This window comes from Rhizobium indigoferae (assembly GCF_034554815.1).
Classification (GTDB): domain Bacteria; phylum Pseudomonadota; class Alphaproteobacteria; order Rhizobiales; family Rhizobiaceae; genus Rhizobium; species Rhizobium leguminosarum.
Genome location: NZ_CP140635.1, coordinates 3,097,407 through 3,118,013, shown reverse-complemented (window position 1 = coordinate 3,118,013; position 20,607 = coordinate 3,097,407). Strand labels below are relative to the sequence as shown.

Below are 20,607 nucleotides of genomic sequence, written 5' to 3'. Positions count from 1 at the left end.
GGTTTCCGATCGACATTCAAAAGGCGGCCTCGGGCCGCCTTTTTTGTTGGTTCCACCCCTGGCAATTGATAGGGTGCGGCCAGTTTCATGCCCTCGCAGAATATGGACTTTCCATGGACAATACGACTTCGGAGCTCGCAGCCAGCATCCGCTCCATTCCCGACTATCCCAAGCCCGGCATCATTTTCCGTGACATCACCACGCTGCTCGGCAACCCCCGTGCGTTCCGCCGGGCGGTCGACGAACTCGTGCAGCCCTATGCGGGCATGAAGATCGACAAGATCGCCGGCATGGAGGCGCGGGGCTTCATCCTTGGGGGCGCGGTGGCGCATCAGCTTTCTTCCGGCTTCGTGCCGATCCGCAAGAAGGGCAAGCTGCCTCACGAGACCGTGCGTATCGCCTACAGCCTGGAATATGGCGTTGACGAAATGGAGATGCATCGCGATGCGGTGCAGCCTGGAGAGAAGGTGATCCTGGTCGACGACCTGATCGCCACCGGCGGTACGGCTGTGGGTGCCACGAAACTGTTGCGCCAGATCGGCGCTGAAGTGGTCGGCGCCTGCTTTGTTATCGATCTGCCGGACCTTGGCGGCCGCAAGAAACTGGAAGAGCTCGGCGTTGTCGTGCACACTCTGGTCGAATTCTCCGGGCACTGAACCCTCGTCCGACCGCCTGCAGTGTCAGTCGAATTCGAGCACGCCGCTTTCGAAGCGGATAACGGGATCGCTGTTTTGATTGACACCCTCGCAGAGGATGGTGTTGAGGTGCCAGCCTGGTCGCGATGCGAGCGGCCGGCTGGAGAGGAAGGCGACGGAATAGGTGACGACGTCGCCTGCGAAAACCGGCCGCAGCCATTGCAGTTTCTGGAAGCCGGGTGAAGGGCCGAGGTTCGGCGATGTCAGACCCTTTTGCGCGAGGGCGGCGCTCTGCCTTTCCCAAAAGGCGAGGAAGGTCCGCATCCAGGCGGCGGTGGTGTGCCAGCCCGAGGCGCAGAGGCCACCGAAGAGGGTGTCTTTGGCGGCTTCTTTGTCGACGTGAAAACGCTGCGGATCGTAGCGCGTCGCGAAGCGGATGATGTTTTCCTCGGTAAAGGTGTAGCTGCCGATCTCGGCCTTTTCGCCGACGGTGTAAAGCTCGGACATCCTCATGCGGATGTCTCCGGGCTTATGCCGATATCTGCGGGCCGGACGCGCATGCCGAACATGACCGAGTTCTCGGAGACGCAGACGAGTTCGCCGCGCTGGTTTTCCACCTCGTGGCGAAACTTGACGATGCCCATGCCGGGGCGCGAGCGCATCGGCCGGGCTTCGAGCACGGTCGAGCGGCCCGACAGCGTGTCGCCGGCAAGCACCGGCTTTCGCCATTCCATCAGATCGACGCCCGGCGCACCCTCGCAGAGCGAATGCAGCACATAGCTCTCGGCCATCATTCGCATGAACATCGAAGAGGTATGCCAGCCGGAAGCGGCAAGCCCGCCGAGAATGCTGGCGCGACCGGCAGCCTCATCGAGATGCATCGGCTGCGGGTCGAATTCGCTTGCGAACTCAATGATCTCCTCGGTGGTCACCAGCTTTGGGCCGAGCGTGAAGCGGCGGCCGGGCTGGAAATCCTCGAAGGAAAGCTTTTCTGCCGACATTCGCTCCTCCCGCCATATGCAGCGCACAATGCTTACAATAGCATCCGCGCGGGCTCAATGATTCCGGGGAGATAAACCGGCATGACTGAACTAAGGTCGATACTCGATGAGGCCGTGCGCCAAGAGCTGATCTCGCCGGAGGCCGGCGGGCGGCTTTTGCCGTTCCTGACGGAGCGCGGTGTCGGCGTCGCTGAGGCGCAGCCGGCAATGGCGGCGGAGGGACAGGTCTGGTCGGATACCGAGACGCCGCGCTTCGTGCGCGGCTTCCACGATGTGCTGATCACCATCGGCGTCGCCGTGGCGCTCGGCGGTCTCTGGGGGCTTGCCGCGCTCTATGCCGTGCTGCCTGCAATCATCGTGCTCTCGGAAATCCTGGTACGCCGCCAGCGGCTTGCGCTGCCGGCCGTCAGCCTGACAATCGCGCTGTTCTGTTGGACAGTCCTGCTGATGTCCTTCTTCTTCAAGCCGGGAACAGCCTTCTTTAACGACATCGGGGCGGACATGACGCAGTTCGTCGCCGGCTTCCCGATCATACTCGGCCTCTATTATGCCCGTTATCGCGTGCCGCTGTCGCTGGCGCTCTGCATCATGTCGGCCCTTGCCCTCGTCCTCGCCCTGCTTTTGCGGCTCGTGCAATGGGCGAGCGGGGATCCTGCGTTTTTCGGCAACCATCCCATGGTGCTGGCGGTGGCCTTCCTCGCTTGCGCGCTGGGCTTGTTCGCGACGGCGCTCTATTTCGACCTTGGCGATCGGCTGCGCCGGACGACACGCTCCGATATCGCCTTCTGGCTTCATCTGGGTGCTGCGCCGGCGCTGCTCTTCAGCGTAAGGCTGCTGATTTCGTTCGACGGCAGTTGGCTGGATGTTGCCCAGTCGGTGTCGATCAAGACGCCCGTCGTTGTTATCAGCGTGGCGGTGTTGATGCTGATCGGCCTTGTCATCGACCGCCGTGCCTTCGTCACGTCAGGCCTGCTGTCGCTCGGTTTTGCGATCTATGGCATTTTCCGGCAGGGGAGTGCGACTGTTGACACCTATATCTACACGACGCTAATTGTCGTCGGAGCGATCGTACTCATCATCGGAACAGGCTGGATGCCGCTGCGCCGCATCGTGCTGCGGGCGCTGCCAGCCGCTATTTCGCAAAAACTGCCGCCTGCTGTCTTAGCGGCGACGTCGTAAAACAAATCTCGCCCAATCTGCTCAGCAGTTGGGCGACAAGCATTGGTCGAGATAGCAGCGATTTCCGGTTAGAGCGGTTCAGCTTTTCATGGAAGCACAGAACCGTTCTAACCTTTTGTTTTCACGCAATTCCGGCAAAATCGCTTTGCGCTTTGCCTGGGAAAATCACTTCGCACTTTTCCTGGAATTGCTTTAGGTGTTGAAGCGGAAATGGATGACGTCGCCGTCCTGGACGACGTATTCCTTGCCTTCGTCGCGCGCCTTGCCAGCATCCTTGGCGCCGACTTCGCCGTTGTATTTGATGTAGTCGTCATAGGCGATGGTGTTGGCGCGGATGAAGCCGCGCTCAAAATCCGAATGGATGACGCCGGCGGCCTGCGGCGCCTTGGTGCCGCGCTCGATCGTCCAGGCGCGCGTTTCCTTAGGGCCGACAGTGAAATAGGTGATGAGGTGGAGCAGCTTGTAGCCGGCGCGGATCAGCCGGTCGAGACCTGCCTCGTCAAGGTCGAGGGCGGAGAGGAATTCCTTGGCTTCCTCTTCAGGAAGCTGGGCAACTTCCGCTTCGATCGCCGCCGAGATGACGACGGTTTCGGCACCCTGTTCCCTAGCCATCACGGCGACGGCTTCGGTGAACTCATTGCCGGTCGAGGCATCGCCTTCGGCGACGTTGCAGACGTAGAGCACCGGATGCGAGGTCAAAAGATTGAGGCTCTTGAGGATGACGATCTCTTCCGCATCGAGCGTCGAGAGCAGCGTGCGCACCGGCTTGCCTTCGTTGAGCAGCTTCAGCGAGGCTTCCATGATTGGCAGCATCGCCACCGAATCCTTGTCCTTGCCGGTGGCACGCTTGCGCGTCTGCTCGGTGCGGCGCTCCAGGCTTTCGAGGTCGGCGAGCATCAGCTCGGTCTCGATCGTCTCGGCGTCGGCGACAGGATTGATGCGGCCCTCGACATGAGTGATGTCGCTGTCTTCGAAGCAGCGCAGCACATGGACGATGGCATCGACCTCGCGGATATTGGCGAGGAACTGGTTGCCGAGGCCTTCACCCTTCGAGGCGCCGCGCACGAGGCCGGCGATATCGACGAAGGAGATGCGGGTCGGGATCAGTTCCTTGGACTTGGCGATGTCGGCAAGCTTGCGCATGCGCGGATCGGGAACGGCGACTTCACCGGTGTTCGGCTCGATGGTGCAGAAGGGATAGTTCGCCGCCTGTGCGGCGGCCGTCTTGGTGAGCGCGTTGAAGAGGGTCGATTTGCCGACATTCGGCAGCCCGACGATACCGCATTTGAAGCCCATGGCTTGATCCATATCTGTTTGCAACTTTGCCCTGCCTATGCGGGAATGGCCGCCCTGGGTCAAGGGTTCGCAACAGGAATTGAAGTTCAACGGCTCTCCGGATGACAGGAAGGCTGCGGCGATTCTCGAAAAACGTGGCCGGGATTGCCTCCGCTTTCCGCTGAGTGATATTTACGTGATTGAACTGCCGTGCTTACGGTGCAATATATTGTCGGCGGACGTTTTCTCCGCCTTTTCCATGTCATCAACGGGTGGATTTTTCCGATGAGTGACAATGACGTTGCCCTGAAACCGAAGACCAAGGTGAAGCCGAAGCTGGATAAGCCGAAGCTCTACAAGGTCATTCTGGTCAATGACGATTATACGCCGCGCGAACTGGTGATCATGATCCTGAAGTCCGTCTTCCGCATGAGCGAGGAGACCGGCTACCGGGTGATGATGACGGCGCACAAGCTCGGTTCCTGTGTGGTCGTGGTCTGCGTAAGGGACATCGCCGAGACCAAGGCCAAGGAAGGCATCGACCTCGCCAAGGGCATGGGCTTTCCGCTGATGTTCACCACAGAGCCGGAAGAATAGGCGCTTTGCCGGGGGCAGTCCCGAGAGGGGCTCAGCGTCGGCGGATCTGGTAGCCGGTCTTGTCCTGAGCGAAGCCACAATTCTCGTAGAAGCGCAGCGTGGCCGGATTCTTGGAGCCGGTGAGCAGCATCACCTTGTAGCAGCCTGCGTTCCAGGCGTCTGCGATCGCGTGGCGGATAACGGCGCCGGCGTAACCGCGCTTGCGATGATCGGCGTGGGTAACGACGTTTTCGATGAGCCCATAAGGAGCGCCGCTCCGCGTCAGGTTCGGCACGACGACGGTTGTGACGGTTGCGGCGGCGACATCACCGGCATAGCCGATGAACACGGTCATGCCCGGCTGCAAGAGGATGGCGGAGAAGCGTTCCTCGGCAAGTGCCTCGTCGAGAACCGGATCGGTCGGGTTCAGGTGACGGTAAAGCGTCATGAGACTGGGGAGATCGCTGCGGGCAGCAGGGCGGATGACGAAGTCCCGGTCCGTCATGGCTTCAGTCGCCCTTGTTGCCGAACATCTTCTTCAACATGTCGGCCATCGGCCCTGATGTCAGCAGCTTCGGCTGATTGTGGTTGCGGGCCTGATGGATATGCGACTGGCCGGCCGGCTTCTTTTCGGTACTCTTGTTTTCCTTTCGCGGTTTCTCCTCCTCGGCCTTGTCGCCGAGCGCCAGCGCGATCTTGTTCATCAGCTGCGAATCCTCGTTTCGTACCAGCATGTCGGCATTGTCGGCGAGCGTGTCGAGAAGCGGTTCCAGCCAGGCCTTGTCGGCTTTGGCGAAATCGCTGAGCACATGGTTCTGCACCATTTCCTTGACGCCGGGATGGCCGATACCGAGGCGTAGCCGCCGGTACTCCCTGCCGCAATGGGCGTCCAGCGACTTGATGCCGTTGTGGCCGCCATGGCCGCCGCCGGTCTTGAGCCGCGCCTTGCCCGGGGGGAGGTCGAGTTCGTCGTAGATCGCGACAAGGTCGGCGGGCTGGAGCTTGTAAAAGCGCATCGCCTCACCGACGGACTCACCGGAGAGGTTCATGAAGGTCTGCGGCTTGATCAGCAGCACCTTTTCGCCGGCGATCTCGCCCTCGGCGATCTCGGCCCTGAACTTCTTCGACCAGGGCGAGAAGCTGTGGCGCCGATGGATGGCGTCGACGGCCATGAAACCGACATTGTGGCGGTTGCCGGCGTATTTGCCGCCGGGATTGCCGAGACCCGCGATGATCAGCATGGCCTGTCTTCCCTCGCTAAAACTTCCCGCCGTTCACCACCGCGAAACGAAAGCAAAGTCAAGCGGAAAGGGCAGCAGCCCGCCGAGCAGGGTCATTCCGAGAGGTTCATACCGTATTTCAGGAAGATCTGCTTCTGGTCGCCATCGGCGATCAGCTTGTCGAGGGCAGCCTGCATCCTGGTGAGCAGATCGTCCGGAAAGTTCTTCTCGCAGGCGATGCCCATCGGCTGGGCGGAGAGCACGGTCACCATTTCCACCGGCTGGTCGACCTTCAGCTTTTCGAAATAGAGTTCGGAGATCGGCATCATGTCGATGCGCCCGCCAAGCAGTTTGCGCAGCGTCGCGTTGAAGTCGCTGGCGACATCGAGCTTGGTGAAGCCCTTCTCCTTCAGGATCGTCTCGGTGTAATCCTCGCGCTGAGTACCAACCGTATATTTCTTTGCCTCGTCCAGATTGCCGGCGGTGACGCCCGAACCCTTGCGAGTGATCAGGATGTTGCGGTCGATGAGCAGCGGCTCGACCCATTTGAACAACGGGTCGCGCGCGCCGTTGTGGGCGGTCGCGAAGACACAGGTCATCGGCGCCGTGCGGGCAAGGCTAAAAGCGCGCGCCCAGGGCATGATCTCGATCGTGTAGTCGACGCCGATTGCGGCCATTACCTTTTCGACCTGCTCGACGGTCGCGCCCTTGATCTCCTTGCCTTCGCGGTAGTTGAAGGGGGCATAATCCTCGGTCGTGAAGGTCACACTTTGCGCATGGGCGGTGCAGGGCAGCGCCAGGCATGCGAGAAGCAGGAGCTTTTTCATCGGCATCATCTCCTTCGTTCTTCGTTTACGAGGCGCGTGCGACGGCCGATTGCGAGGCCATCAGGTTCTCGATCAGTGAGGCTGCATGCTGCGGACGGTGGAAGAGGTAGCCCTGACCATAGTCAAGCCCCATCTGGTGGAGCGTGCGGCATTCCTCTTCGGTCTCGATACCCTCGGCAATGACGGTGCAATTCATCTTGTGGGAGAGCGTGGTGATGCCTTCGATTAACATACGGCTTTTCTGGCGCACGTCGTCGTCGCCGTCGTTGATGGCGCGGGTGAAGGACTGGTCGATCTTGATGATGTCGACGGGGAAGCGGTTGAGGTAGCTCAGCGACGAATAGCCGGTGCCGAAATCGTCGAGCGCGATACGGCAGCCAAAGCGACGAAGCTCCGTGACGATCATGCGAATCTCAGGATTGTCGTGCATCAGCACGGCTTCGGTGATCTCGACGACGATGCGCTCGGGGCGGATGCCGTGGCGACCGACGAAGGCGGCAAGACGGGCCGGCAGCGCCGGCTCGAACTGCAGTGGCGAGAAGTTGATGGCGAGATAGGTATCCTGCATGCCTGATATGCGGGAAATTTTTGCGAGGTTGGCGATCGCCTTTTCCATGATGACGTTGCCCACCCGGACGATCTTTGCCGTCTCCTCGGCGACGCTGATGATCTCGGCCGGCGGCATCAAGCCCTTCTGCGGATGGTTGAGGCGCATCAGCGCCTCGAAACCGGCAATCCCGCGGCCGTTCAGGTTGACGATCGGCTGCAGGAAGGCCTCGAACCAGTCGTCGACGAGGCCGGCTTCGATGTTGGCTTCGATTTCGGCGCGGCTGCGGGCACGGTCGAGCATGGCATTGTCGAAGAGCTGCGCGCCGTTCTTGCCGTCGCGTTTCTTTGCATACATCGCCATGTCGGATTTCTGCAGCAGTTCGGCCGCGGTTGCAGCATGATGCGGATAGATGGCGATGCCGACGGAAGCGCTCAGATGCATGTCGGGGGCGAATGGCGTTTCGAAGATCGAGGCAATCTGCTCGCACATCACCCTGGCGCGTTTTTCTGCATCCTTCGCCGGCAACAGGATGGCAAATTCGTCGCCGCCGAGACGGGCTGCCTCGTCGGAAGGGGCAAGATGGGCCTTCAGGCGCTCGACGAGCTCGACCAGCGCCATGTCGCCGGCGGCATGGCCCATATTGTCGTTGATCCACTTGAAGCGGTCGAGATCGACGAAGAGACAGGCGAGTTCCTGGCCGGCGGCGTCGGCGGCGGCGATCTTGTTGTCGAGGACGGCTTCGAAGCCCTGGCGATTAAGAAGCCCAGTCAAGTGATCGGTGATTGCCTGGCGGTGGTTGCGGTCTTCGGAGGCCTTGAGTTCGGTGACATCGGTCATGACCGATAGCGAGAGGCGGTCGTGAGCGCCGGCTCCCGCCTCCGATTCCATGATGAGGACGTCCATCGTGCGGCCGTCCAGGCAGACAAACTTGACGGTGACGGTCAAGCCGCTTTCGGCCCGGCGGCGCTTAACGAATTTGTCGCGGGTGGTGGGGGTGACGAGATCGGCGAAGTTGCGGCCGATGACGGCAGCGCGGTTGTAACCTGTGGCAAGCAGCCAATAATCGCTGACGGCGGTGATGCGATCCTCCTCGTCGAGCGAGAAGAGCATGGCGGGAGTCAGATTGTAGATGTCGGTGGCGCGGCGGTGGGCGAACTTCAGCTCCTTTTCCTCGCTTTCGAGCTTGGTCTGCATCTCGTTGAAGCTATGGGCAAGTCGCCCCATCTCGTCGTTCGACTGCCAGTCGACATGATGGCGGGAGCCCAATTGGCGGGTGGCTTCGATCGCTGCCGTCAGCCGCATCAGCGGCTGGATGACGAAGAAGCGGTTGCCGATCAGTGCCGTGCCGAAAACGGTCAATACCGCAAAGATGAAGATCGAGATGAAGACGACCTCTTCCTGCTTCAGGCCGGAAAACAGGCCGAGCGCGGGATAATAGACGCTGATGCTGCCGAGGTTCCTCGGACCGTCGACGGTGTTGTAGATGATGGCGCGCGACACCTGCACCAGCTTGCCGTCGAATGAGCGCGGAATGGTGGACTGGCTGACGTCGAGCTGGCCTGACTGGTCACGCACTTCGACCTTGACGATGGCGCCTTGGGAAACGACCGTCGCGCTGATCTGGGTAACGCTGTCTTCATCGAGGTCCCACAGGGGTTTGGCCAGCGCCTGGGCATTGGCGACAAGAAGAACGGAGATATGGTCACGTATTTCCTTGTCGGCCCGTTCCGAGGAAAGAAAAAGGAAGAGAACAAAGAGGGGAGCGACAAAAACGAGCAGCGCTCCGCAAACTATCGCAAAAAATCTGTTCTCAACGGAATTGTTCATGGTTCCGTCTACTCCCCAGGCCGACCATATTTGCTGTCGCGCGTTGAGGCGGGCTTCTTCGCAGCTGACGGATCATGCTTTCACGAATTTGTTAAATGTTGCTGAAACGGGGCATTTCCGGGCAATGAAAAGCCCGCCTTCCAGGGGAAAGCGGGCCATATGCTTTATAAATTGGTCGAAGCGATCAGGCTTCGGCTTCGCCTTCCGCGGCGCTCTCGTCGATGCCGGCAGCCGGAGCGATAATCGTCGCGATCGTGAAGTCGCGGTCGATGACCGGGGTCACGCCCTTCGGCAGGGTGACTTCCGAGATATGGATGCTGTCGCCGATCTTCTTGCCGCTGAGGTCAATGTTGAAGAACTCAGGGATCGCATCGGCCGGGCAATGAACTTCGACTTCATGGCGAACGATGTTCAGAACGCCGCCGACCTTGAGGCCCGGGGACTTCTCTTCGTTGATGAAGTGAACGGGGATTTCGACGGTCACCTGGGTGTTGCCGGAGACGCGCAGGAAATCGACATGCAACGTGAAGTCACGGACCGGATCGAGCTGGTAGTCCTTCGGCAGAACCTTGTGCTTCTTGCCGTCGATTTCGATCGTCGCCACGGTGGTCATGAAACCACCGGCGTGAATGCGCTTCGTCACCTCATTGGTGTTGAGAGCGATGGCAATGGGGGCCTGCTTGTCACCATAGATGACAGCGGGAATCAAACCGTTGCGGCGAAGTTCACGGGCGGACCCCTTACCAACCCGTTCGCGCGCCTCGGCCTTGAGCTCGTAAGTTTCCTGGCTCATGGCTATTCCTTTCGAGGTTATATGGAGAGTTCGGCGGCGGGCAAAAGCCTTGTTCCGACGAACCGGAGGCGGTATGACCCGACCTCATCCGCGTTGCCTCCAAGGGTGTCTACACGGACCGGTGGCCTATATTATAAGTCGATCGGAAACGCAAGTTGCGGATTCGGGCTGTTTTCCGGTGATATACACGCTTCGACAAGCCGAAACCGCATTCGAGCATTGCGTCGATCGTCAACGGCGAGCCGAATGGCGCATACGAGGAGGCGATATCCTCGCCCGTCCGAAATACGCGGCCGTATGAACGGCGAAATTGCCATTCTCTGCCACAGCTGAGGTTGACATCGGCGCGCTTCGCATCTTTGGATGGCCGCATTCAAAAAAGGGGCTGAGGAGAAATCGGACTATGCGTCTCAAACTTGTCACGGCAACGAGCTTGCTGGCACTTTGCCTTGTCACCACGGCTCAGGGTGTCGAGATCAATCAGGATGGCGCCAATGCGGTCAAGGACAATCTGACGAAGCTGCTTCCCGAGGATCTTGCGAAGAGCGGCCTGCTTACCGTCAATCCGGCAGGTACTCGCTACGAGATCATTTACGATCTGGCGAAGCTGCTTGCCAAGGCCGATCCGGCGACATTCGCAATCAACGGGCTGACGCCGTTCTCGATGTTCGCTACGCCGCTCGACAGCGGGCTCTGGAACATTGAGGGTGACAACAAGCTCAACGTCTCCGGCCATTTCAAGGGCCCCGACCAGAAGCCAACGGATTTCTCCTACTCCATCGCTTCGCTTGTCTACACCGGCGTCTTCGATCCGGCGATCAGCTATCTGCGCTCCGGCACTTTCACCGCCAAGGACATCAAGGTCGCCAGCAAATCCGACACCGAGGAAGTCCATGCCAGCTTTGCCGGGATGGACCAAAAGCTGACTTCAACGGACAGCGCAGGCGGCAATGGGCGTATCGATTTTGCCGGTAGCGGCTCGATGTCGACTTTCGTCGAGCAGGTTTCCGGCCTGCAAATGCCGCCTGTTGAAATCCGTGCCGACTCCATTGATTTCGATGCCAAGGTGAACGGCCTGCCGGCCAAGCAAATCCGCGAGATCGTCCTTTTCATTCTCGACCATCTCGAGGAGAAGGAACTAAGCCCGGAGAACAGCGACAAGATAAAGGGAATGCTCAAGCAAGCCTTTCCGATTCTTGCCTCGTTCAGCGAGACAATCGGGGTCAATAATCTGACCATCAGCAGCCAGGTAGGCAATGGCGGCGTCAAGGCGTTCGGTTACAACCTGGCCATCGATGGGCCGAGCGATGCCATGCGTTTCGGCTTCGGTATCGACGCTCAGGACATCAGCCTCGACAGCCCGGCGATGCCGGCAAGTTATTCGCCCTTCGTGCCGACCAATTTCGATCTGCAACTCGCCATTCCGAATCTGGATTTCGCAACCTTCGGCGACGCGCTCATGGCGATGGATTTCAACGCCAAGCCGCCGGAGCAAAGCGGCGACGAGATGGCGAAAAAGCTCTTCCGCGATGGCCGGCTCACCGTCGAGTTTCCGAAGGTCAGCGCCAAGTCCGATGTCTACGACGTCGACATGACGGGCAAGATCGAGGGACGCGTCGATACTCAGAAAGACTATTCGATGGAGGCGACCATCCTTGCCCGCGATCTCGACAAGACGATCGCCGCGGTTCAGGAGCTTGCCAAGACAGATCCCGACCTCAACCAGGTCTCCTTCGGCATCATGATGGTGAAGGGCTTTGCCAAGACCGATGCAGATGGCCGCTCGCGCTGGGACATCAGCATCAGTCGCGATGGTTCCGTGGCGATCAATGGCCAGCAGATCAAGGGTCCGGATGGTCCTGATCAGGATCAAGATCAGGAGCTGGAGCCAGACCAACAGGAACCGGATCAGGGTCAGGACGCGGTACCTGCGCCGCCGCAGCAGCCTTGAGCGTTATCAATTGGGATCAGAAATGAAAGAGGCCGGCCTTGTGCCGGCTTTTTGCGTCTTGCGTCACAAGCCCTGCGGAGACCAACGATCGGGACGGCGGTTTGCGCGGCCCGCGACGATCAACGGCCAGCAATTCATGCGGCTCGGAGAGCATGCCCGGCAATAGCTTGGTCCATCTGAAGTAGAAATTGAAAGAGCCGGTCGAACGCCGGCTCTTTTAATCGAAGAGGCTGGAGACAGACTCTTCCTGAGCCGTGCGGCTGATGGCTTCGCCGATCAGCGGCGCCGTCGTTACGACGCGGATATTGTGGGCCGAGAGGACGGCCGTGGTCGGCTGGATGGAATCCGTGATGACGAGTTCGCGCAGCTTCGAGGAGGTGACGCGGGTGACCGCGCCGCCGGAGAGAACGCCGTGGGTGATATAGGCGGTGACGCTGGATGCGCCCTTGGCCAGCATCGCATCGGCCGCGTTGCAGAGCGTGCCGCCCGAATCGACGATATCGTCGATCAGCAGGCAGTCCTTGCCGGCAATGTCGCCGATGATGTTCATGACTTCGGATTCACCCGGCCGATCGCGACGCTTGTCGACGATGGCCAGAAGACAGTCCAGGCGCTTCGCGAGCGCGCGGGCGCGAACCACGCCGCCGACGTCGGGCGAGACGACCACGACGTTGCTGAGGTCATAGTGGCTCTTGATGTCGCGGGTCAGCACGGGCATGGCAAAGAGGTTGTCTGTGGGTATATCGAAGAAGCCCTGGATCTGCCCGGCATGGAGATCGAGCGTCATGACGCGGTCGGCGCCGGCTTCGGTAATGAGGTTTGCGACCAGCTTGGCGGAGATCGGCGTGCGGCCGGAGGCCCGGCGATCCTGACGGGCATAGCCGAAATAGGGTAGGACGGCGGTGATGCGGCGGGCTGACGAACGACGCATCGCGTCGATCATGATCAGCAGTTCCATCAGATGGTCGTTGGCGGGAAAGGCGGTCGGCTGCACGAGGAAAACGTCCTCACCGCGCACATTTTCCTGGATTTCCACGAAGATTTCCTGATCGGCAAACCTTCGAACACTGGCTTTCCCCAAGGGAACATTGAGATAGTTGCAGATCGCTTCGGCGAGTTGCCGGTTCGAATTGCCTGCGAAAACCTTCATTTTGGTCCGCCTGTTACGCGCTGATAGCCGCGCTTTTTAGTCAGCTTCCCCGTGAATGCAAGGGCAAAGGCGCCACAGGCTTCCATATTTGCAAAAAGTTTGTGACTAACCGCCTTGAGTCTGCCGCCAGGAGGAGAATTCCGCGATGGTTTTTGAGCCGATTTGCTGCATCACCGAGGCTGGAACGCCCGCCCAGGGATCGGTCGCGGCCGTCGGCACGCTTTCCTGTCCCTGGATGCGATGCAAGCGGCCGCCGCCGCTGTCGAGAACGTCCCAGACATAGACAACGGTAACCTTGCCGTCGTCGCTGAAGGCGGAGAGATAGCCTTTGAGGATGTAATCGCTGCTCGCATCGTTCGAGCTCTTGATGGAAAGGCCGTGCGCGCGCGCCTCGGTGCCGAGCTGGCGCGAGAGCGGTGTCACGGCCTGCACCGGCGCGCCGATGATCGGCAGGAAGCGCACGGTACTGCCGCGAACGGAGGAGGAACTGGAGGGGAGGGCGGCGGTCTGCTGCGGCTGTTGTGCCTCGGCCGGCTGAGCCGACTGTGCGGGAAGCCCACCACTGGCCACCGGCGGTGGCAGCGATTGTCCGTCGATCGGGGCGGAGGCGGCCGGCGAGGAGCTGCTCCTCGACAGGGCGTCTGCCTGCTCCTGCATCGTCGTCGGCGGCGCGCCGGTGCCGGGCCGATAGGCCTGCTGTGACTGATCATAGGCTGGATGGTAGCCGCCCTGCTGCGAGCTTGCCGAGAAACTCGGCTGGCGGGTGCCCGCCAACCGCTCGGCTTCGCTCTGCGTTACCGGGCTCGATGACGGGCGGCCGGAGGAATCGCCGATATCGACCTGCGGCGTCAGCGCATCGGTGGTGTTGCAGGCGGTCAGCAGAGCCATGACGAACAGGAACGTGGGCACAATCGCAGCTCGCGTCATCCCTTGATCCGTCCTTCCCACAATCGCAATCAGCCCCACCCGAATTTATGCGGGTGGGGACGGTCGTCTGTCAATTCCGGATTCTCACCGGTCAAAGCCCGATGAAATCGAGCGGATGGCGCGACAAGGCGCGCGGCGCATCCGCTGTTGTCAGATAAGTTTGGCCGAGCGTCATCGCCGTGCCCGTATCGGAATCGGCGATGATCATGTGCACGAAGAGCGACATGTTCGGCTCGATCGGCTGCGGATTGCCGACATGGAACATCTGATGCTCCATCCAGGAGGGCGAGAAACGGGCGCCGAGCGAATAACCGCAGGCATTCAGCCGGTGGCGGGCCAGGCCGCGCTCATCGATGATCCTGGCGTGCATATCGAAGACATCGCCGAAGGTCTGGCCGGGCTTCAGCACGGTCTCGATCGCCTCGATGGTTTCGCGGCAGGCGTTGTAAAGCTCGCGATGGCGATGCGTCGGCTCGCCGATGACGATCGTCCGCATCATGGCGGCATGGTAATGCGCATAGGCGCCGGCCCATTCGAGCGTCAACTGGTCGCTGGCGTCGAGCTTACGGCGGCCGGCCTTGTAGCGGCAAAGCAGCGCGTCGGCGCCGGAGCCGATGATAAATTCGTTGGCGGGATAGTCGCCGCCGCCGGAAAAGATCGCACCCTGCATGGCGGCGAGGATATCGGCCTCGTCGGCGCCGGGTTTTGTCAGCCGGATCGCAGCATCGAGCGCATCGTCGGCGAGAGCGGCGGCGCGCTCGACATAGGCGACCTCCGTCGGGCTCTTGATCAGGCGCAGGCGGCTGACGAGGTAGGAGGCGTCGACGATCTGGCCGAAGGTGGTCAATTGCGCGTCCAGCAGGCGGGCGACGCGGCCGGTCATGCCATGCGTATCGTATTCGACGCCGATGCGGGCGCCGAGCAGATCCATCTCGACCAGCAGGTTCTTCAGGTCGAGCGTCGGGTCGGCATTGACCCGGTCGACCCAGATATGGATGTCCTCGAGGATTGAGGTATGCCTGGCCTGGCGAAGATCAGCCGAGCGGGTGATCAGCGCCATGGTGCCGTCGCTCTTGACGACCAGCGTCTGGAAGAAGCAGTAGCCGAAGGTGTCGTAGCCAGTCAGCCAGTACATGCTTTCCTGGGCGAAGAGCAGCAAGGCGTCGAGCTTTTCTTCCTTCATCTTCTCGGTGAGGCGCGCAAGCCGGCTTGCGAATTCGGCCTTTTCGAAGTGCAGTGCCATTCTGCTCAAGTCTCCCTGATTGATATCGCGGAAATCTGGCGGCCGTAATCCGGCTCCTTGCGATGTGTCGTCCTGCGGTAGGAAAAGAAGCGCTCGTTGTCCGGATAAGTGCAGAGGCCGAGGCTTTCGGCCCGCACGCCGGCTTTCGCCAGCCGGTCGACGGTCAGCGCCGGCAGGTCGAACATGGCGTGGCCGGGCGTTGCGGAAGGCACGAAAAAGCGCTCGTCGTCCGGGTTTTCGGCGACGAAACGCTCGACGAATTCGGGACCGACCTCATAACTTGCCTGGCTGATCGAGGGGCCGAGGCAGGCGACGATGCTGCCGCGGTCCGCACCCAGCGCCTCCATGGCGGCGACGGTATTTTCGAGCACGCCCGTCAATGCGCCCTTCCAGCCGGCATGAGCGGCGCCGATGACGCGATTGTCCGGGTCAGCAAACAGGATCGGTCCGCAATCGGCGGCAAGCACGCCAAGCACAATACCAGGGGCTGCCGTTACCATCGCATCGGCGTCGGGGCGGATGCCGTCATAATCGGCGCCGATCGTCACGACATCGGGGGAATGGACCTGATGCACGGTTGCCAGCCGCTCGACCGGCAAGCCGAACCAGGCGGCGACGCGACGGCGATTTTCCAGGACCTTGTCGCGTTCGTCGCTGGAGCCGAGACCGACATTAAGGCCGCGATACAGCCCTTCGGAAACGCCGCCGGCCCGAGTGAAATAACCGTGCCGGATCGTGCTGCCCGCCGCCTGGTTCAGCAGCGCGCTTTCGATCGGTGCGGGAGAGGCCGCGTCCTGCATCTGTGATTCCGGGGTTTTCGAGGGGTTTGTCATGATCCCAAGCGCATCGCATATGCGGCGCGCTTCAAGTTCTTGTTTCGGGCGGATGTTGAACCAGCCGCGTGCGCCCTGTCAATCCACCGGACGAAAGGGCATGAGATCGACGGCGGGATAGGAGACCGCCATCACCTTGAAGAGTTCGCCCATCCGGCCTTCACCGGCGCCGGCGAGCCTTTCGACCGCCGTCTGGATGACCTGCTGGGTTTGCAGCTCGCGATCGCGGCCGAGGGCGGTTGCGCGCTCGAGGATGCCGAGGCCGGTCAGAAAATCACCCTGATGCAGGGCGCCGTTCAGATGGAGGCCGGCCGCAAGCGCCGTTTCGGCGAGCTGCTGGAAGTCGACATGACTCGTCAGATCGGCTTCACCTGGATGGGCGAGCGGCGGGTCGAATTCATGCATGCGCACGGCCTGCAGCGTATCGCCGAAGCCGGTGACGAGATGGCCGTAGTCGATCGTAAGCGCCGTGCCGCCGAAGGCGCGCAGCCGCTCGCAGATCGCCATCATCACCGCCTGGCGGGCAGGCGAGATCTCGAAGAGCGTGCCGACCGGCACGTTCTGCACCGGTTCGGGCAGCAAGGTGGGGTCGATGCCGGCGACGCCGGCGGCAAAGGTCAGCTCGCCATCGGTGTCGATGCCGACCATGCGCTCGCGGAAACCCGTCGGCATGCGAACGAACTGGCGGATGGGGATGGCATCGAAGAGTTCGTTGGCGGCAATCAGCGTGAAGCCGGGCGGTACTTCATCGAAGCCATCGTGCCAAGTGATCTTCTCGCCGTGGGGTTCGAGCGTCTGGCTCTGGACGTCGCGCAGGCGCTCGCTGGTTTCGACGAGATGCACGGTCATGGCGTCGAAAAGCGGTGGAGCGATGCGGGAGATGACGCGCAGCATGTCGGCCATCATGGTGCCGCGGCCGGGGCCGATCTCGACGAGGCGGACGTCCGTCGGTGTGCCGTGGCGCTGCCATGCATGGACGATGAAGACGCCGATCATCTCGCCGAAGATCTGGCTGACCTCGGGCGCGGTGACGAAATCACCGGAACGGCCGAAGGGCTCGCGGGTGCGGTAATAGCCGTGTTCGGGGTCTGCGAGGCAGAGCGAGAAATAATCGGTGACGCTGATCGGGCCGTTGGCCTGGATGATCGCCTTGATCTTTTCGCCTAGAGTGGTGGTCATGTCGCGCGTCCTGCCGTTTTCAGAGCTGCAGCGCAGCCTGGCGGCGGGCCCGCAGCATCGCCCAGAGGCCGAGTAGGATCATCGGGGAGGAGAGCACCATGCCCATGGTCAGCCAGTTCGTGCCCAGGAGGTAGCCGAGCTGGGCGTCAGGCTCGCGGAAGAATTCGACGAAGATGCGCGACAGCGCATAACCGCAAACGAAGACGCCTGTAATGAAGCCGGGGCTTTTCAGCGCGCGCATGCCGTAGACCAAGGCGGCCAGCACCAGGAGCAGAACGATGCCTTCGAGGCCGGCTTCGTAAAGCTGGCTCGGATGGCGGGCGAAGGGACCGCCAGTCGGGAAGACCACGGCCCAGGGCACGTCGGTCAACCGGCCCCAGAGCTCGCCATTGATGAAATTGGCGATGCGGCCGAAAAACAGACCGAAGGGAACGACGGTGGCGACGATGTCGAACAGGCTCCAGATCGGGATGGCGTTGCGGCGGGCAAAGAGGATCATGGCGATCGTCGTACCGGTCAGGCCGCCATGGAAGGACATGCCACCGTTCCAGATCTCGAGCGCACGGATGGGACTGCGCAGGACGGCGGGGAGATCATAGAAGAAAATATAGCCGAGACGGCCGCCGAGGACGACGCCAAGCGCTGCCCAGACGATGAAATCGTCGAGCTGCGTCCTTGATATCGGCGAGACGTTGCCGGGCCAGAGACTTTCATTGGCGGCGAGGCGGCGCGCGTAGGCCCAGCCGAGCAGGATGCCGGCGACGTAAGCGAGGCCGTACCAGTGAATCGCCAGCGGACCGATCGAAAAGGCGATCGGATCGATATCCGGGAAAGGCATGATGGCAAGGAGATCGGCTGCTATCGGCAAGGTTTTCCACCTGTTGAGTTGCGCGGAACATGCCGCTGCGATCCCGGACGGTCAAGTCCATTGTTCGTGATGGCGCGTTCCCGGCCGGTTCCGGCAAGCTTATCCCGTGCAAAGCGCTTGCATCGTCGATGGTGAAGCCCTACCTCAACTCTTGAGGCCCTGAAGGGCTGAATTCACCTCATGCGAAGGGAGAAAACCGCCATGACGACCGGAACGAACCGCATCATGGACGAATTCGCCAAGCTGATGACCGATGCGGCCGGTGCCGCCCAGGGCGTCCGCAAGGAGATCGAAACCGCCTTCAACGCCCAAGCCGAGCGTTGGCTGAACAGCATGGACATCGTCAAGCGCGAGGAGTTCGAGGCTGTGCGCGAGATGGCGATCAAGGCACGCGACGAGAATGAGGCGCTTGCCGCCCGCATCGCAGCACTCGAGGCAAAGCTTGCCGGCGAGGGCGCTTAAATCCTAGTACGACACAGATGCGGCGTTGCCTTCATGCCACACGCCGCATCTTCCGCAAAAAAACCAGGTGAGTTTTCCACCTGTGGACACTGCCAAAAAAGCCAATTCGCAGAGTCGCTTATTCTCCCTTCTGAATTGAATTTCGAAGAGCCTTTCCACAGTGGCCGGTCCTATTTTCCGTTCGGGGGGCTGGCAGGGGGCAAGGGGCGCTATACACTGATTTTAAATGATGATTCGAAGCGACTTGGTAAGCTCCGGGCAGGTTATCTGCGTTAAGTCTGGCAGCGGTTCAACGATCATCCGAGTGGTGGTTTCCGGTATTTGCGTGTGTCTTTCTTGTGTTCGTACACCAAGTTAGGTCGCATTCGTTCCGGTCAAGAAGGTGCTGCATGAACCTGATGGAATTGGAAGTCGAGCGTCAGTCGAACCCGGTCGACATGATCGAGTACGTTGCCTCCAACAACGACTGGTCGTTCGAACGGTCCGGCGAGGACGAGATCGCGATGACGGTCGAGGGGCGCTGGACGGACTACCACGTCTCCTTCTCCTGGATGGAGGAATTCGAGGCGCTGCATCTTGGCTGCGCCTTCGATATCAAAGTTCCCGACATCAGGGTCAACGAGGTGGTCAAGCTGCTCTCGGCGATCAACGGGCAGGTGCTGATGGGTCATTTCGATCTCTGGCGCCAGGAAGATGTCGTCATTTTCCGCCAATCGCTGCTGCTTGCCGGCGGTGCGGAGCCTACCAATCGCCAGGTTGAGGTGCTGCTTTCCAGTGCGCTTGATACCTGCGAGGCCTATTTCCAGGCATTCCAGTTCGTCGTCTGGTCCGGCATGGAAGCGACGAAGGCGATGGAAGCCGTGCTGTTTGAAACGGTCGGCGAGGCTTGAGATGCCGACGAAGGCTTTCTCCTCGACACATCCCGTCGTTCTGATCGGCGCCGGAAATATGGGCGGGGCGATGCTCTCCGGCTGGCTGAAAAGCGGCGTTCCGGGCTCAGCCGTCATCGTCGTCGATCCCGGCCCATCGCCGGCGATGCTGGCGACGATCAACGAGGCTGGCGCCACCCATCTGACGGCGCTTCCCACGGACTTGAAGGCAAGCGTGCTGTTCCTGGCGGTCAAGCCGCAGGTGATGGAGACGGTGCTGCCGGCGGTGAAGAGCGCCGTCGGGCCGGACACGGTCGTCGTCTCGGTGGCGGCCGGCAAGACGCTCGGTTTCCTCGAGAAACATCTCGGCAAGGCCGCCATGGTGCGGGCCATGCCGAACACGCCGGCCATGGTCGGGCGCGGCGTCACCGGTGCCTTTGCCAATTCAGGGGTCAGCGACCCGCAGCGCGAACGCGTCCATTCCCTTCTGCGCGTCTCGGGCCCGGTCGAATGGGTGCCGGCGGAAGCCGATATCGATGCCGTGACGGCGCTTTCGGGCAGCGGTCCGGCTTATGTATTCTATCTCGTCGAATGTATGGCGGAGGCAGGCCGTAAACTCGGTCTGCAGGCGGACCTCGCCATGCGTCTTGCGCGGGAAACAGTCGCGGGGGCTGGTGAACTCATGCACCAGTCCCCCGACGACGCTTCGCGGCTGCGGGAGAATGTAACCTCTCCCGGTGGCACGACGGCGGCGGCGCTGGCCGTACTGATGGCCGAAGACGGCATGCAGCCCTTGTTCGACGCAGCACTCGCGGCGGCGCGCAAGCGGGCCGAGGAACTGGCCGGCTGACGGAGACCATATGGCCGACGAGATCACCTACGCCGATTTCGAGCGTGTCGACATTCGCGTCGGCACGATCATCGAGGCCAGTCCCTTTCCGGAAGCGCGCAAGCCGGCGATCAAGCTGGTGATCGATTTCGGCCCTGATATCGGCACCAAAAAATCCTCAGCGCAGATCACCGTGCATTATACGCCGGAAAGCCTGCTGGGCCGGCAGGTGCTCGGCGTCGTCAACTTCCCGCCGCGCCAGATCGGACCATTCCGCTCGGAAGTGCTGACGCTGGGATTCGAGGACGAGAACGGCGCGATCGTGCTTGCTGCTGTCGAACAGCCGGTCCCGAACGGCCGAAAGATGATGTGAGCTCAAGCTCACACTTAAAGCGCGTCGTGTCGAATCGGAT

At 61.2% G+C, this 20,607-nt stretch carries 22 protein-coding genes; 8 read left to right on the top strand and 14 right to left on the bottom strand.

Features of this window, described 5'->3' with window-relative positions:
* Positions 1–113: 113 nt before the first annotated feature.
* Entirely contained in the window at positions 114–656 is a 543-nt protein-coding gene (locus U5G49_RS15720; RefSeq protein WP_018243044.1) for an adenine phosphoribosyltransferase, read from the top strand.
* Between the two features lie 24 nt (positions 657–680).
* Here the strand turns inward: U5G49_RS15720 and U5G49_RS15715 are convergent, their stop codons facing one another.
* Positions 681–1,148 (bottom strand): MaoC family dehydratase, encoded by a 468-nt coding sequence (locus U5G49_RS15715; protein ID WP_018243043.1) that lies wholly within the window; start codon positions 1,146–1,148, stop codon positions 681–683.
* Positions 1,145–1,636 carry a MaoC family dehydratase gene (locus tag U5G49_RS15710; protein ID WP_130652836.1) on the bottom strand — a complete coding sequence of 164 codons (492 nt, stop codon included), beginning with the start codon at positions 1,634–1,636 and terminating at the stop codon, positions 1,145–1,147. Before U5G49_RS15710 ends, U5G49_RS15715 begins: the two co-directional genes overlap by 4 nt.
* An 81-nt stretch (positions 1,637–1,717) precedes the next feature.
* Here U5G49_RS15710 and U5G49_RS15705 point away from each other — a divergent pair, with 81 nt between their 5' ends.
* Entirely contained in the window at positions 1,718–2,815 is a 1,098-nt protein-coding gene (locus U5G49_RS15705) for a hypothetical protein (protein ID WP_130652835.1), read from the top strand.
* Between the two features lie 192 nt (positions 2,816–3,007).
* Here U5G49_RS15705 and ychF read toward each other — a convergent pair whose 3' ends face one another.
* Complete coding sequence (gene ychF / locus U5G49_RS15700) at positions 3,008–4,111, bottom strand: redox-regulated ATPase YchF (RefSeq protein ID WP_026188481.1); 1,104 nt, start codon at positions 4,109–4,111, stop codon at positions 3,008–3,010.
* Positions 4,112–4,375: 264 nt separating this feature from the next.
* Between ychF and clpS the strand changes: the two genes are divergently transcribed.
* The gene (gene clpS, locus U5G49_RS15695; RefSeq protein WP_026188480.1) at positions 4,376–4,687 is read left to right on the top strand and encodes an ATP-dependent Clp protease adapter ClpS; all 312 of its coding nucleotides are present in this window, start codon (positions 4,376–4,378) and stop codon (positions 4,685–4,687) included.
* 31 nt (positions 4,688–4,718) lie between these two features.
* Here the strand turns inward: clpS and U5G49_RS15690 are convergent, their stop codons facing one another.
* The 5 genes from U5G49_RS15690 to U5G49_RS15670 form a co-directional block, all read right to left on the bottom strand.
* Complete coding sequence (locus tag U5G49_RS15690) at positions 4,719–5,171, bottom strand: GNAT family N-acetyltransferase (protein WP_047618566.1); 453 nt, start codon at positions 5,169–5,171, stop codon at positions 4,719–4,721.
* Between the two features lie 4 nt (positions 5,172–5,175).
* Positions 5,176–5,907: an aminoacyl-tRNA hydrolase gene (gene pth, locus U5G49_RS15685; protein ID WP_047618563.1), complete on the bottom strand. Its 732-nt coding sequence runs from the start codon at positions 5,905–5,907 to the stop codon at positions 5,176–5,178.
* Positions 5,908–5,999: 92 nt separating this feature from the next.
* Positions 6,000–6,713, bottom strand: coding sequence for a substrate-binding periplasmic protein (locus U5G49_RS15680; RefSeq protein ID WP_018446677.1), 714 nt, complete (start codon positions 6,711–6,713; stop codon positions 6,000–6,002).
* Positions 6,714–6,738: 25 nt separating this feature from the next.
* Positions 6,739–9,090, bottom strand: coding sequence for a putative bifunctional diguanylate cyclase/phosphodiesterase (locus U5G49_RS15675; RefSeq protein WP_047618560.1), 2,352 nt, complete (start codon positions 9,088–9,090; stop codon positions 6,739–6,741).
* A 184-nt stretch (positions 9,091–9,274) separates the two neighbouring features.
* Positions 9,275–9,883: a 50S ribosomal protein L25/general stress protein Ctc gene (locus U5G49_RS15670; RefSeq protein ID WP_018243034.1), complete on the bottom strand. Its 609-nt coding sequence runs from the start codon at positions 9,881–9,883 to the stop codon at positions 9,275–9,277.
* Between the two features lie 403 nt (positions 9,884–10,286).
* Between U5G49_RS15670 and U5G49_RS15665 the strand changes: the two genes are divergently transcribed.
* On the top strand, positions 10,287–11,834 hold the full coding sequence (locus tag U5G49_RS15665) for a hypothetical protein (protein WP_130717365.1): 1,548 nt from the start codon (positions 10,287–10,289) through the stop codon (positions 11,832–11,834).
* 217 nt (positions 11,835–12,051) lie between these two features.
* On the opposite strand, the gene U5G49_RS15660 is transcribed toward U5G49_RS15665, so the two are convergent.
* The 6 genes from U5G49_RS15660 to lgt form a co-directional block, all read right to left on the bottom strand.
* On the bottom strand, positions 12,052–12,984 hold the full coding sequence (locus U5G49_RS15660; RefSeq protein WP_018073974.1) for a ribose-phosphate pyrophosphokinase: 933 nt from the start codon (positions 12,982–12,984) through the stop codon (positions 12,052–12,054).
* Between the two features lie 105 nt (positions 12,985–13,089).
* Positions 13,090–13,911, bottom strand: a complete 822-nt coding sequence (locus U5G49_RS15655; protein WP_130729331.1) for a hypothetical protein — start codon at positions 13,909–13,911, stop codon at positions 13,090–13,092.
* A gap of 91 nt (positions 13,912–14,002) precedes the next feature.
* Positions 14,003–15,154 (bottom strand): M24 family metallopeptidase, encoded by a 1,152-nt coding sequence (locus U5G49_RS15650; RefSeq protein ID WP_130729330.1) that lies wholly within the window; start codon positions 15,152–15,154, stop codon positions 14,003–14,005.
* Between the two features lie 5 nt (positions 15,155–15,159).
* The gene (pgeF, locus tag U5G49_RS15645; RefSeq protein ID WP_018243030.1) at positions 15,160–15,954 is read right to left on the bottom strand and encodes a peptidoglycan editing factor PgeF; all 795 of its coding nucleotides are present in this window, start codon (positions 15,952–15,954) and stop codon (positions 15,160–15,162) included.
* Positions 15,955–16,065: 111 nt separating this feature from the next.
* Positions 16,066–17,166, bottom strand: a complete 1,101-nt coding sequence (locus U5G49_RS15640) for a class I SAM-dependent methyltransferase (protein ID WP_193443455.1) — start codon at positions 17,164–17,166, stop codon at positions 16,066–16,068.
* A gap of 19 nt (positions 17,167–17,185) precedes the next feature.
* Entirely contained in the window at positions 17,186–18,034 is an 849-nt protein-coding gene (gene lgt, locus U5G49_RS15635) for a prolipoprotein diacylglyceryl transferase (RefSeq protein WP_193443457.1), read from the bottom strand.
* 201 nt (positions 18,035–18,235) lie between these two features.
* Here lgt and U5G49_RS15630 point away from each other — a divergent pair, with 201 nt between their 5' ends.
* The 4 genes from U5G49_RS15630 (at position 18,236) to U5G49_RS15615 (ending at position 20,567) form a co-directional block, all read left to right on the top strand.
* The gene (locus tag U5G49_RS15630; RefSeq protein WP_003541711.1) at positions 18,236–18,496 is read left to right on the top strand and encodes an accessory factor UbiK family protein; all 261 of its coding nucleotides are present in this window, start codon (positions 18,236–18,238) and stop codon (positions 18,494–18,496) included.
* Between the two features lie 389 nt (positions 18,497–18,885).
* Positions 18,886–19,386, top strand: a complete 501-nt coding sequence (locus U5G49_RS15625) for a type III secretion system chaperone family protein (RefSeq protein WP_003541709.1) — start codon at positions 18,886–18,888, stop codon at positions 19,384–19,386.
* A 1-nt stretch (position 19,387) separates the two neighbouring features.
* The gene (gene proC / locus U5G49_RS15620; protein WP_193443459.1) at positions 19,388–20,215 is read left to right on the top strand and encodes a pyrroline-5-carboxylate reductase; all 828 of its coding nucleotides are present in this window, start codon (positions 19,388–19,390) and stop codon (positions 20,213–20,215) included.
* A gap of 10 nt (positions 20,216–20,225) precedes the next feature.
* Positions 20,226–20,567, top strand: coding sequence for a tRNA-binding protein (locus tag U5G49_RS15615; RefSeq protein WP_018243026.1), 342 nt, complete (start codon positions 20,226–20,228; stop codon positions 20,565–20,567).
* The last annotated feature ends 40 nt before the right edge of the window (positions 20,568–20,607 follow it).

Excerpts from the sequence above, each read along its gene's own strand:
- U5G49_RS15720 (WP_018243044.1), top strand. The coding sequence starts at position 114 with ATGGACAATACGACTTCGGAGCTCGCAGCCAGCATCCGCTCCATTCCC.
- U5G49_RS15715 (WP_018243043.1), bottom strand. The coding sequence starts at position 1,148 with ATGAGGATGTCCGAGCTTTACACCGTCGGCGAAAAGGCCGAGATCGGC.
- U5G49_RS15710 (WP_130652836.1), bottom strand. The coding sequence starts at position 1,636 with ATGTCGGCAGAAAAGCTTTCCTTCGAGGATTTCCAGCCCGGCCGCCGC.
- U5G49_RS15705 (WP_130652835.1), top strand. The coding sequence starts at position 1,718 with ATGACTGAACTAAGGTCGATACTCGATGAGGCCGTGCGCCAAGAGCTG.
- ychF (WP_026188481.1), bottom strand. The coding sequence starts at position 4,111 with ATGGGCTTCAAATGCGGTATCGTCGGGCTGCCGAATGTCGGCAAATCG.
- clpS (WP_026188480.1), top strand. The coding sequence starts at position 4,376 with ATGAGTGACAATGACGTTGCCCTGAAACCGAAGACCAAGGTGAAGCCG.
- U5G49_RS15690 (WP_047618566.1), bottom strand. The coding sequence starts at position 5,171 with ATGACGGACCGGGACTTCGTCATCCGCCCTGCTGCCCGCAGCGATCTC.
- pth (WP_047618563.1), bottom strand. The coding sequence starts at position 5,907 with ATGCTGATCATCGCGGGTCTCGGCAATCCCGGCGGCAAATACGCCGGC.
- U5G49_RS15680 (WP_018446677.1), bottom strand. The coding sequence starts at position 6,713 with ATGAAAAAGCTCCTGCTTCTCGCATGCCTGGCGCTGCCCTGCACCGCC.
- U5G49_RS15675 (WP_047618560.1), bottom strand. The coding sequence starts at position 9,090 with ATGAACAATTCCGTTGAGAACAGATTTTTTGCGATAGTTTGCGGAGCG.
- U5G49_RS15670 (WP_018243034.1), bottom strand. The coding sequence starts at position 9,883 with ATGAGCCAGGAAACTTACGAGCTCAAGGCCGAGGCGCGCGAACGGGTT.
- U5G49_RS15665 (WP_130717365.1), top strand. The coding sequence starts at position 10,287 with ATGCGTCTCAAACTTGTCACGGCAACGAGCTTGCTGGCACTTTGCCTT.
- U5G49_RS15660 (WP_018073974.1), bottom strand. The coding sequence starts at position 12,984 with ATGAAGGTTTTCGCAGGCAATTCGAACCGGCAACTCGCCGAAGCGATC.
- U5G49_RS15655 (WP_130729331.1), bottom strand. The coding sequence starts at position 13,911 with ATGACGCGAGCTGCGATTGTGCCCACGTTCCTGTTCGTCATGGCTCTG.
- U5G49_RS15650 (WP_130729330.1), bottom strand. The coding sequence starts at position 15,154 with ATGGCACTGCACTTCGAAAAGGCCGAATTCGCAAGCCGGCTTGCGCGC.
- pgeF (WP_018243030.1), bottom strand. The coding sequence starts at position 15,954 with ATGCAGGACGCGGCCTCTCCCGCACCGATCGAAAGCGCGCTGCTGAAC.
- U5G49_RS15640 (WP_193443455.1), bottom strand. The coding sequence starts at position 17,166 with ATGACCACCACTCTAGGCGAAAAGATCAAGGCGATCATCCAGGCCAAC.
- U5G49_RS15630 (WP_003541711.1), top strand. The coding sequence starts at position 18,236 with ATGACGACCGGAACGAACCGCATCATGGACGAATTCGCCAAGCTGATG.
- U5G49_RS15625 (WP_003541709.1), top strand. The coding sequence starts at position 18,886 with ATGAACCTGATGGAATTGGAAGTCGAGCGTCAGTCGAACCCGGTCGAC.
- proC (WP_193443459.1), top strand. The coding sequence starts at position 19,388 with ATGCCGACGAAGGCTTTCTCCTCGACACATCCCGTCGTTCTGATCGGC.
- U5G49_RS15615 (WP_018243026.1), top strand. The coding sequence starts at position 20,226 with ATGGCCGACGAGATCACCTACGCCGATTTCGAGCGTGTCGACATTCGC.